We start from the raw sequence: 11,397 nt of genomic DNA, 5'->3' as shown, positions 1-11,397 counted from the left end.
ACCTGCCCCGAAGGACAATCTCGATGCCGCGGCCGGGTCGGGTTCAGTGACAAGGCTGACGCCAAGAATGACCGCGTGTGGAGTCGATCCACCTCGCCGGGCCCTGCTGACCTATCCCGAAGAATGCAACCAGCCGACCTGGGTGTTGCAGCCCGAGCCGAGCACGCCGCGAGCGGTGTCCGCGCCGGAACGTAGACAGCCCTCGGCAACCAAAACCCGAGATTGAACGGGCGCGGTCACGACCACCTCGCCCGAATCGAACCATTCGCGCGTAGAGACGCTCGCGCAGCAGAGGGGCATCAGGTCAGCATGCCTGAAACTCGCAAATCCTCACTCAGCCGCCGCAGATTTTCGCGCAACGTCGGAGATCTCTCACCTTCCGCCGCGGCCGCGAGTTCCCGCCAACGCAGCTTCCCGGCGAACACCGCTTCGCCAACTGCCCCCGCAAGCGCGGACCACCCATCATCGACCGTCGTCTCCCAGTCACCACGCAGCAGCTCGAGTGCGGCGATCTCCAACGATGTCAACGCCAGCCGCCCGAGGTTGCCGCGTTTGGACACCTTCACCCCGGGCACCGCTGCCGGCACCGGCCCGGTCACGACCATGGTCGGCTCAGCAGGGACCTGGGTGGTCAAACCAAACGCACGCGCCGCGGAGAATCCTGTCGGCCCGGCACCGATAGTACCCAGCACCTCCACAGCGATGACCTCTGCCGACGGCCTGGTCGTGCCATAGCGGGTCTTAGCGCCCTTGAAGTACAGGCCCCTGCGGATACGTACCAGCTCTCCACGCCGGTGTGCGCGCTTGACTGCTGAAGTTGCAGCAGACGAAGTCCCCGGCAGGCGGTTCGTATGCACGAAACTGCCGACCGGCGCTGCCGCCAACGCCCTACTGGCGTCACCTACTGCCGCTCGCATGACATGAGACTGTATCGAAAGCACGTCACAATTCGAGACAGCAAAACGTGACACCAATCCTGTCAATGTTCAAGATCATCCAGTTGAAGGAATTCGGCGCCTCAGCAAGTGTTCAGTGCTTCGATGAGACGAGTCCGAGGCAGTGTCTGGCCTGTCCCCGGTGGATGGGACTGGCCTGTCCCCGGTGAATGAGACCGCCTGGATTTAGAGTCCTGTTGGCCCTGGTGAGGGCTGGAAGGGACACTGAGAACCATGGCAGGACGTAAGCGGCATTCCGCGGAGGAGATCGTGCGGAAGCTGCGCCGTGCCGATGAGTTGGCTGCTGCCGGGGCTTCGGGTGAGGAGATCGCCGCTGAGCTGGGGATTTCTGCGGCCACGTTGTATAACTGGCGACTCCAGTACGGCGGGATGGGCACCGACGCCGCCAAAGAGCTCAAGGAGTTGCGGGAGTAGAACGCCAGGTTGAAGCGATTGCTGACTGATGCCGAGTTGGAGAAGGACGCGGTTCGGGAGATCGCTCGGGATGCTCCTAACTTCTAGACCCGGATCGCCGGCGGGCCGCGGTCGCCCACCTGCAGCGCGTGTTGCAGGTCAGCGAACGATTCGCCTGCCGGGTGACCGGGCAACATCGAAGTACCCAACGACGGCCACCGGCCGACCAGACCGACACCGACCCCGACGCGGCATTACGGGAGTGGCTGCGGGAGTGGGCGCGGGCGCACCCGCGGCAAGGGTTCCGCCGCGCCTACCACCAGGCCCGCGACGAAGGCTGGATCGTCAATCACAAGAAGGTTCAACGCTTGTGGCGGGAGGAAGGGCTACGGGTGCCGCAACGGCGCCGCCGCAAACGCCTCGGCGCCTCCACTGCCGAGTCATCGACCGCCGACGCCCCGAACCAGGTGTGGGCGGTCGATTTCCAGTTCGACGCCACCGAGGACGGCAGACCGGTGAAGATCGTCTCGATCGTCGACGAACACACCCGCGAATGCCTCGGCGGGCTGGTGGAACGCTCGATCACGGCGGACAGGTTGATCGATGAACTCGACCGCATCGCCGTCGACCGCGGCTATCCGGCGGTGCTGCGCTGCGACAACGGCCCCGAACTCGCCTGCACTGCGATCCGAGACTGGGCTGGTGAACAGATCGGGCTGGCGTTCATTCCGCCCGGGCAGCCCTGGCGCAACGGCTACATCGAGTCGTTCAACGGCCGACTGCGCGATGAATGCCTCAACATCAACAGCTTCTGGTCGCTGACCAAGGCTCGGGTAGTGATCAGCGACTGGAAACACGAATACAACCACCACAGACGACATTCCGCCCTGGGCTACCGCACCCCGGCCGGATACGCTGCAACCTGCATCCACCGATAACCGACTCACACACCCGATGGACCAATCCGCGGGGTCCCGTCAGTAGGAGTCCGCATACCGACTGTGCCGCAGCCCGGTCCAGGTTGCACGCAGGAAAGTGTGGCGCGCCTATGCTGACACGAAATCCGCCTGCGGAGGCCATGTGTAGGCATTCGCGGCCGATTCCGTCGCCGTTACTCGCTGGCGCGTTCCCGCGTCCCCTCGATCACCGCGTCCACACAGTGCTGCAGCACCATCATGTCGAGTGCGAGAACCTGATCTAGATCGACTTCCGGCGGGTTGTCGATCGTCGTGTACACCATGATGCCTGCCCAAAACCGCTTGATGGCCTTCAGGATCTCCACTGCCTCGACAAACAGATCGGTGTCGAGCCGCTCGTCCGGATCGACGATGTACTTGATGAGTTCGTGGGCGACCGCGTGCCGATGGTCGTAGATATCGTTCAGCCGATCCGCCTGCACCATGGTGATGGCTTCGGACTCGACCAGCCAGAGCAGCGAGGCCCGAAACTTGTTCTTCGGCGCCAGACCCAGCACGTTGCGCTGGTAGGCGTCCTCGTTGACGATGCCGCGGCCGGAGTCATCGCAGCCCACGCTGTAGAATTCTCGAACCTCGTCAAGCACCACCAGTTTCAGCCGCTCATGGATCAGCTGGAGCAGGCTGGCGAACATCAAGGCAAACCGGATGTTCTCTGGCTGCAGCTTGGCTTCGACTGCCCGCTTGTATCCCTCCGGATCGTCGACATATCCCACTGCATCAGTGTGCCGAAGCTGGCGATAATCGGCACCAGAATTTCGGTTGCGATCATTGCCATCGTAACCCGCTTGGTCAGTTACGTGTTCGCGGCCCGGCACATCTTCACCACACCCTCCCGGGTCCGGCCCCTGGACGCGGTATAGCCGTGCTCACGCGCCGACGCAGCCGGATGACTCGCGACCCGTAGCGTTTGACGTCGTGCAGTGCGCGCCGCCGTGACGCACCTTCGCCATCATCAAATGATTTCCTTCCGACGCTATGGCTACGAAGTTGTCCACTCCCAGCCCGTGAGCTTCTCCAGTCTGTGTTGACGCTCCGCGCTCAGCTTGCCCTTCGCGTAGTTGCTGCGCTGGACGCTTACCCAGTTGCCGAGCTTCGCACCCTTGTACCTGCGGTCATACGGCACACGACTCGTGTTGTACTCCTTGATGTACTCCCGAAGGACCTCGTATGTGCTATCCCACCGTGCATCATGCGGGCTCCACGCCCAACCGGGGAGATTCTCCAGCTTCGCCCGGCGCCCCGGAGACAACCTGTCTTGCTTCTGCCGCTGAACCGAGACCCATGAACCGAGAGCCACTCCGTCCTCGATGTGACTCTGTGGGACCCGGGAGTGCCCCTCTCGCGCGGCGTACTTCTTCAAGAGGTTGTACCTTTCATCCCACACGTCCTGGGACAAGGTCCAGCTCCACCCTGGTAAGGCTTCCAGTTTGGCTTTGCGTTCGGCCGTAAGGTTTGTTCTCTCCGCCCGCTGTTCTCTGACCCAACCGCCGAGCCTCACGCCACCTTCGATATGACCGTCGGGGACGCGCGCGTGGCCTTCACGGGCGACGAACTGCTCCAGAAGCCCATATTTCTGGCTCCAGATGTAGTCCGACTTCGTACCCCAGTACCAGCCTGGAATTGCTTCTAATAGAGCCTGCCTCTGCGGCGTGAGTTTCATGTGCTCACGTCGCCGAAGCCGTGTCCACTGTCCGAGTTTCAATCCGTTCTCGATGTGGTTTACGGGGACGTTGGTGTGTCCCTCTCTGGCAGCGAAGACTTGCAGCAGACCCAGGTATTCCATCCAGGTGTCCTCGATGGAGTTCCAACTCCAGCCGGGAACCGCTTCGAGTTTCTTCCTGCGTTCCTTGGGCATCGTTTCTTTGTTCGCCCGCTGCTCCATTACCCATCCGCCGAGTTTCACGCCGGCCTCGACGTGTTCGGCGGGGACACGTGCGTGACGCTCGCGTTGGGCAAACTCGACTAAGGCGCGGTATCCGCGTTCCCACGCTGCGGCGTGCGGATCCCACGCCCAGCCGGGCACGGACTCTAGCAGCGCGCGCCGCTCGGCACTGATCTCGTCTCTTCTGTTCCGTTGCTCGTTGACCCATGTTCCGAGCCTGGTGCCGTCCTCGATGTGTCCTTGTGGAACCAAAGCGTGTCCTTCCCGCCGCTGGAACTGTTGCAGGAGCGCGAACTTGCGGTGCCACATATCCGACCGCGCGTCCCAGTTCCAGCCTGGAAGAGCCTCTAGCCGCTTCCGCTGTTCGACAGTGAGCTTGTCCCGCTTGCTGCGTTGGTGTGTCACCCATTTCCCCAGTAGGACACCGCTCTCACGGTGTGAGTTAGGGACACGGGCATGACCTTCGCGTTCGGTGAACTTCACCAAGACGGAATACGCCTTCTCCCAGCGGTCGGTGAATGGGTCCCATGACCATCCAGGGAGAGCTTCCAGCAGTGCCTGTCGCTCCGAGGACATCTCCTCGCGGTTTCTGCGTTGAACCGCCACCCACGTCCCAAGGGCAAGCCGGTTCTCGACGTGCCTCTGTGAAACGCGGGCGTGCCCGACCCGTTCAGCGAACTGCCTGAGTGCGTTGTAGTTCTGCTGCCAAGTGTCCTCAAGGAGGTCCCACGACCACTCCGGCAGAGCTTCGAGTTCCCGGATGCGTTCTTCCGACAGTTGTCCTCGTCGATATAACCCGCGCTGAGTGGCGACCCAGCTCCGGAGGTTGTACTCGCCGACCGTGTAGGGGAACGGGACGTTGGCATGACCATGCTCGTCAACGAATTTGCTCATCAGCCCGTACCAGAACTCCCATTTCGCACTGGTTCTCTCGACCAGCCGAACGTCAAAGGCGTGGACGAAACTCGCACTCACCCTGCGCGATACGTCGAAGTGAATCTTGTTCGGAATCCTTCCGCGACCGCCGTTCCTGCCGAGCTCCCGACGGATAGCGTCGATCTCCTCGGCCAGCTCCTCATCGTGTGCCCGTAGCGCATTGATGACATCCCACACCGGCTTGAAGGAGGAGTCGTTAAGCGCCGTCTCGGGGTCCGTCTCAGTGTCGATGAACACCGGAATGACGATCGTTCCGACGGTCTTATCCTCCGCCAGCCGTATCGCCCTGCCGACCGCCTGTACGATATCCACCTCGCTGCGGCGGGGGTCGATGAAGGCGACACCATCGAGGGCCGGGACATCAACGCCCTCGGAGAGGCACCGCGCGTTAGCCAATAGACCGCGCTCACCGTCTTCGAGCTGGTGCAGCCGCCGGAGCCGGATGTGACGCTCACCGGCGGTCATCTCTCCAGATGCATATCCAGTCCACAGTGTGCCCTTCGGGCGCTGGCGGGCCGGCATCCACTCGATGACCTCCGGCAGCTCGGATGCGAACTCGCGGGCCCGAGCGACGCGGGAATGAAAGCTGATGATCCGGCGCAGGTCATACTTGTGCATCGCCTTGGCCAGCCCGATCTGGCTCGCAAGGATGCGGGCGTTGGTGGCCTTGCCCTCGCGTATCACCAGGGCGCCTTTTTCCGCCCACTCCCGGTACGTCGTGTCGTCCACGCCGACGATTGCGACCTGATAGTCGGTGAGGAGTTTCCGGCTGATGGCTTCACCGAAATTCAATCGGTGGAACACCTCCCCGAATCTCGTCGGATCGTCCATCGATGCGACTTCCATCTCCGCGTCCTGCGCAGCCTTCCGGACGCGACCGGTGTAGTAACGGGGGGTGGCGGTCATGAACAGGCGGCGACGAGCCTTGATAGCGTCAGCGTCGAGAACCGTTGCAAAGACAGTGGAATCATCACCGGCGATCCTGTGCGCCTCGTCGGCGACCACCAGGTCGAACGCGGGTAGCCGCCCAAGTGCGAAGGCGGCGGCAATCTGCGGAGATGATTGATACGTCGAAAAGACCACGCGTGCTCCCGACCGCCGACGCAGGAACGCCGCTATCTCAGCGGGTTCGGTCGTAACAGGCACACCCAGCTCGCTCGTGTGGATCACCGCTTCATCGGCGTTCTCAGCAACGGTTTCGTCGGAGCAGACAGGTAGAAACTCGAACGAATTCTTAGCATGGATCTGCCAGGTCAGCATCGTCTGCTTGAGCAGTGACAGCGACGGCAGCAGGACGAGAGTCCGCTCAGCGTTCAGTTTCTCCTTGATGAACAAGGACGTCAGGGTCTTGCCGGTGCCGCAGGCCATGATGAGCTGCCCCCGATCTGCGGTCCGAAAGCCCATGAGGACGTTGCGTATCGCTTCCCGCTGGTAGTCATGCGGCCTGGCCGGCTTCGGTGGCGGCACGGGCCGCAGGTTCGTCGGCTCGCTCGGCCAGTCCACCTTCGATGTCATTAGGTTACTCAAACCAACAAAGCTGACGCGCTTTTCTTGGTCATTAATCGTTCGACGAGCGATATGGTGCAGCTTGTCGGTAGTGGCGATCAGGAGCCGGAAGGAAAAGACCGCACGCGACGACTCGGCAAGGAACTTGTTTACATCATTTTTGGTGACAGGGCGATCTGGAGCATAAGCTTTGGCCTGGATGGCCCAGAGTTTCCCCTCGTGGTCCTCGGCAACCAGGTCGATGCCAGCGTCGGCAGCCCAGCGGCCCGGCCAGTCATCCCACAACCAGACCCGTCGCAGCGTGGCCTTATAGGTCGGGTCATTGGTTAAGAACCACTTGCAGAGATGCTCGAACTCCTTGCCCCGCATTGCAGGGTTGACGTCCAAGCGGTTAAAGAGGTCAAAGAAGGTCCCCATAACGTCGCACAATAGATCAGTTGTCCGACCCCCGGCCCCCGTATACCGTATCCCGCCCAAGCTTGTCCTCACACTCCGTACGGGCGCGAACGCGTGATCACCGCTTCGAGCCGCTAGCAACCGTCAGGTTCGAGTGCCTTAGCTTGCGGTGGGTCGAACCAGGGCCAACTACGGACAGCCGTGTATGGACTGCCATCCGCAACCTGCCGTTCGCCCCGGCTTGCCCCGCCGACCAGCGGTTTTCGAGGTAGTGCAGACAGTTGGGTGGGTAAGGCTGGTCGGCGGGGCAAACCGGGACTGGAGGAGAGGGACCAGATGGTGGGTAGGACTCGACGGGAGAGCGACTGGACGAGGCTGAACCGGCACGAGATGGACCGGCACCGGGCGAAGTTCAAGGACTGGTTGCGTCAGTCGACCGGGTTGCGGGCTTGTTCGCCTGACGGGATAACCGGCACCTGGGAGGGCTACGTCTCTACCGGCCAACGGCACCGGGCGGCATGGACTCGCATCCCCGGACCGCTGAATCGAATAAGCCGCGGCTGCAGGGGCATTCTTTATTGCCCGTTCGATCGATGATCCAGTGACCTTCGAGGCTGCGAAGTACATCGTAAAGGCATCGCCGGCGCCAGTCGGGTCCACCACCTCGTCGACCGGCTGCACCGCGAAGTGACGAGCGAGACGATTCGAGAAGGTTCCGCCCTGGGCTACCGCACCCCGGCCGGATACGCTGCAACCTGCGACCACCGATAACTGACTCACAGACCCGGTGGACCAATCCACTGGGTCCCGTCACGGGTGCCGAGTCGATTTTCGGCGGTGCACTGCAGGGTCACGTGAGCCAGGGCATAACCGCCGGATTCCGCGCCGCTGTGCCTGGCGCCTTGACAGGTACACCCATCCCAGGTGGCGTTGGCGCCCCGGAGTTAGGGCTGCGGTCGATGTCATGGGCATGTGGTTACCTGTCCCTGGTTCGGGATTTCGTTGGCGCCCATGTCTCGCAGGTGAGCGATTGCTCCGGCGGCGTATTGCTCGGGGCTGGATAGTTTCACCGGCAGACCGGTGCCGAAGTGTGCGGGAAGCAAGTAGTTTCCGTTGTCGAGGTCGCTGTCGGTGGGGACGATCGTTTCCAGCTGGTAGCACCGGCCGGTGTCCTCGTACCGCAGGATCAGATCCGCCACGTTGTCGTGCTTCCACCTCAACGATACGGGCCGGATGCTGTCGGCGATCGCGCCGCGACGCGCGATGGCTTTCGACAGCGCAGCGAAGCAGCGTGAGATCCCCGCGCTCGTGGGGGGCTCGGTCACCGCCAGATCCCAGTAGCGGCCGCGGGATTCGGTGTAGGGCTGATGCTCACTGCCGTTGAGCGCGAGACGGTTACGCGGACGCGCCGCGGCGTCGCCGAGCAGGGCCCGGACCCGGTCGCGGTCGGGTGCCTGCTGCCCGAGCCGGGCAGCGACGACCGCCGGGGGCAGCCCTTCGCGCAACATGCGCTGTTCGGCAGTGGCGCGGAGCGTGCCCGGCGAGACATCGACGCCGGCGTCGGCGCCGACGTCGTCGACGGCGCGGACGGCGTCGTCGTCGACGGCGCGGACGGCGTCGTCGTCGACGGCGCGCACCGCCAGGCGCCGGTGCGGCACCTGCTCGGTGAGAAACAGCGCGACCCGCTCGGGGTGGTCGCGTAGCAGGCGGCGGCGTTCGGCCAGCCAGGCGACCAGCGCGGCGCGGGTGCCCGGCTGCAACGGCACGGTGCGCGTGCTGCCGGTGGCGGCGGTGATCGCGAGGGCGCCGGGCCAGTCGGCCAGATCCAGGCCGGTCAACGCTAGGGCGGCGATCTCGGACTTCCGTGGCCGGGCGTCCAGGCCCAGGACGATCATCGCGAACGCGCGCCGCCGCGGCGCGCAGCAGGGCGCGTTGTTCGGCGGGGCCGAGGGTGCGGGGGTTGATCGGCTCCACCACCACCCGCGGTGTGGCCGGCGCGCCCAGGCCGAGCCAGGTGTAGAAGACGGTGAGCGCGGTGAGGGTGAGATGGACGGTGCGCCCAACGATCCCGCGTTCCTTGAGGCGACATGAGACAATGTCTAAGACAAAGAGCGAAATCCGGGTCCGAAGAGTCTCGTTCAGCAATCATCGCGTGGGGGCGCATCCAGGTCAAATATGCCTCTGAGCCGGATCGCCAATTCGTGGCAAGTGAACCTGGGCTCCGACTCTACGCTTCTTCCGCTTCGGATCAACAATCTCGAACAGCTCATTGGACCAAGGCAAGGCGGTCATAGACTCAGCTTCCGACGGGCTGACCGAGCGGCCCGCTATGTATCTGCGACCCTTGTAGACGACACCGATAGTCATCGCAGGGCCAATCCGACGAAGCCCGACGACCTGCGGAGCTCCACCAGAATTGATGTCGCCACCTGTTGCGAGCGATTCACAGAATGCACCGAAGACAGCCCGACTTGTGTTTCTGGCTTGGCTGATATCCCAGAACTGTTGAGCTTTGCGGATCTCATTGGCACCGCTGCCTGCGATGTGCAGCGCGGCGGAGTGGTCGGGCATCGGAATCTGCACGACATCCTATCTGTCGCCGGTCTTCGAGTAACTCATGACCGTTAGGAGAAACCGGGATTCCATTTTGGTGCCCGATCGGCTGCCAATCACGATTCCGAGTTCTCGGCGTTGGCGAGCCGGGTAGTCAGACCAAAGTCCTCGGAGGGCGTGTTCGATCACTCCATGCGCACGAAATCCTGGAGTCGCAGCAACCAGTCCTCGGTTGATTTGATCCTGTATCAACGGTAGAGCAAGTGCCGGGAACAATACGTCGCCCCAGTAGCCGAAGATAAACGGCTGCTCAACGCAAGCGAATGCCTTGCGGCCCTGGTCCCATCTGACCCCTCCGGGAGACCAGCTCAGGCGGCTGTCAGTTGCGATGTAGAGCGATGCCGGTCCACGCTGGTCGACGCCAGCCCGAACCAATACGGAGGTCATTCGGCCACCTTGACATCCGAGTCGATCGGTCAAAAGATGTTCCTGCAACTCTTGGGGCCGGTCCATGCCGGTATGAGATTCCCTGCGTTGGTTACACCTTCGCACCCAGGTCTTAGAGGAGCGGCACTGCGATCTCCTCCCTTCTCCGTCGGGGTCGGGGTCGGGTCGACCCCGACGGGTTGGTCAACAAACCCCGCCGTTCAGTGTGGCCCGATTCGAGAGGCTTCGCGGCCGGATGGCCAACCGTCGGTACGGTGCCTGTTCGGTGACGAACAAGGCGAGTTGGTCGGGGTGGCCGCGCAGCAGGCGTCGGCGTTGGCTGGAAACCGTCGAACGGCTGGTGGGGAACGACACCGGAACTGCGGACGGTGGAGGATGTACTGGCAAGCGGCCACGAGGAGCGATGACGAGCACGACAGACGACGTACGCCTGCACCCTCGTGAAGGGCACAGCGGCCCGCTCGGTCACTTACTGGTTCCTGACGTTCGAGCACGCGCCGGAACTGCACGCCCTGACGAAAACGTGCCGGCAGGCGATCGATCCGGCCTACTTCGACGCGACGCCGATTGACGGACTTCACCTCACGCTCGACCGGATCGTCTACGACGGGGCAAGTAGCCCGGTGCAGCCTGCATTCATCGCGGATGCGGCCCACCGTGCCTGTGGCGACCATCCACAGTTCACGCTCACGTTCGAGCAGTCGACCAATCTTCGCGGCGTGGTTGGCTCGCTGTGCCGCCGGGCGATCAAGTTTGCGACCTGCCCGAAACACTTTGCTTAGCAACAGTTTCCGCATATCCGCGCGCAACCGTCAAGGCCTGCGGTGGGGCCGACGAGGAAGCGGCGCTTCCGGTCGTCGCGCCCTCGGAGACGATGAGCCGGGGTCCTGAGCGAGTCCGGTAGGGGGCTGTCTCGTGACCGGTGACGATCTGCGGTGCGCGAGGTGGCCACTCGGTGGGACGACTGTCCGGACCGGACAGTCGAAAAGGCGCTGTGACCTAGTCGTTTTCGGTGCGGCGTCGGCCGATTGGTTGTCGGTGTCGACCTCGGGACGTAGCGTTCGGGTACGAGAAGTCCAGTGCTGATCGCCTTGATTGCTGGAAATTCGAACAGTATGTCGACCGCTGCCCATCTGCGCGGTGTCGCTCAGCGATGCGCCGGATATCACCGAAAACGTCGGCGCATGTCGGCAATTGGATCGGAATGGAAAGGAGGGAAGCACTATGGAATCGGACTTCGAGATCGTCGATATTCGCGATCTGTCGGATGACCAGTTGGCAGAGATCACGGGCGGATCCTACGAAGTGGCGAATAACCCATCTTCGCCGGCGCCCGTCGGGCTTTAAGTCG

General features: G+C 63.0%; 8 protein-coding genes and 1 pseudogene. 3 read left to right on the top strand and 6 right to left on the bottom strand.

The window, feature by feature from the left end; translation table 11 throughout:
• Positions 1–299: 299 nt before the first annotated feature.
• Positions 300–917 carry a DUF6088 family protein gene (locus ABZ824_RS27350; protein WP_356966299.1) on the bottom strand — a complete coding sequence of 206 codons (618 nt, stop codon included), beginning with the start codon at positions 915–917 and terminating at the stop codon, positions 300–302.
• A 252-nt stretch (positions 918–1,169) separates the two neighbouring features.
• On the opposite strand from ABZ824_RS27350, the pseudogene ABZ824_RS27345 reads away from it, so the two are divergent.
• A pseudogene (locus ABZ824_RS27345) lies at positions 1,170–2,287 on the top strand (IS3 family transposase).
• A 173-nt stretch (positions 2,288–2,460) separates the two neighbouring features.
• Here ABZ824_RS27345 and ABZ824_RS27340 read toward each other — a convergent pair.
• From ABZ824_RS27340 to ABZ824_RS27320, 5 genes are all read right to left on the bottom strand, one after another.
• Positions 2,461–3,039, bottom strand: coding sequence for a hypothetical protein (locus tag ABZ824_RS27340; protein ID WP_356966297.1), 579 nt, complete (start codon positions 3,037–3,039; stop codon positions 2,461–2,463).
• Between the two features lie 266 nt (positions 3,040–3,305).
• Positions 3,306–7,067 (bottom strand): Helicase associated domain protein, encoded by a 3,762-nt coding sequence (locus ABZ824_RS27335; protein ID WP_356966295.1) that lies wholly within the window; start codon positions 7,065–7,067, stop codon positions 3,306–3,308.
• Positions 7,068–7,235: 168 nt separating this feature from the next.
• Complete coding sequence (locus ABZ824_RS27330) at positions 7,236–7,811, bottom strand: PfkB family carbohydrate kinase (protein ID WP_356966340.1); 576 nt, start codon at positions 7,809–7,811, stop codon at positions 7,236–7,238.
• A 197-nt stretch (positions 7,812–8,008) separates the two neighbouring features.
• Positions 8,009–8,941, bottom strand: a complete 933-nt coding sequence (locus tag ABZ824_RS27325) for a tyrosine-type recombinase/integrase (protein WP_356966294.1) — start codon at positions 8,939–8,941, stop codon at positions 8,009–8,011.
• 274 nt (positions 8,942–9,215) lie between these two features.
• Positions 9,216–9,629, bottom strand: coding sequence for a hypothetical protein (locus ABZ824_RS27320; protein ID WP_356966293.1), 414 nt, complete (start codon positions 9,627–9,629; stop codon positions 9,216–9,218).
• 857 nt (positions 9,630–10,486) lie between these two features.
• Here ABZ824_RS27320 and ABZ824_RS27315 point away from each other — a divergent pair.
• Together ABZ824_RS27315 and ABZ824_RS27310 are read left to right on the top strand one after the other, a co-directional pair.
• Positions 10,487–10,828: a hypothetical protein gene (locus ABZ824_RS27315; protein ID WP_356966291.1), complete on the top strand. Its 342-nt coding sequence runs from the start codon at positions 10,487–10,489 to the stop codon at positions 10,826–10,828.
• Between the two features lie 358 nt (positions 10,829–11,186).
• The gene (locus tag ABZ824_RS27310) at positions 11,187–11,393 is read left to right on the top strand and encodes a hypothetical protein (protein WP_356966289.1); all 207 of its coding nucleotides are present in this window, start codon (positions 11,187–11,189) and stop codon (positions 11,391–11,393) included.
• The last annotated feature ends 4 nt before the right edge of the window (positions 11,394–11,397 follow it).

The organism is Nocardia sp. NPDC047038, from assembly GCF_040644075.1.
In the GTDB taxonomy this organism is placed as follows: Bacteria; Actinomycetota; Actinomycetes; order Mycobacteriales; family Mycobacteriaceae; genus Nocardia; species Nocardia sichangensis.
The sequence above is the reverse complement of the archived record's forward strand: the minus strand, read 5'-3'. Positions and strand labels throughout refer to the sequence as shown.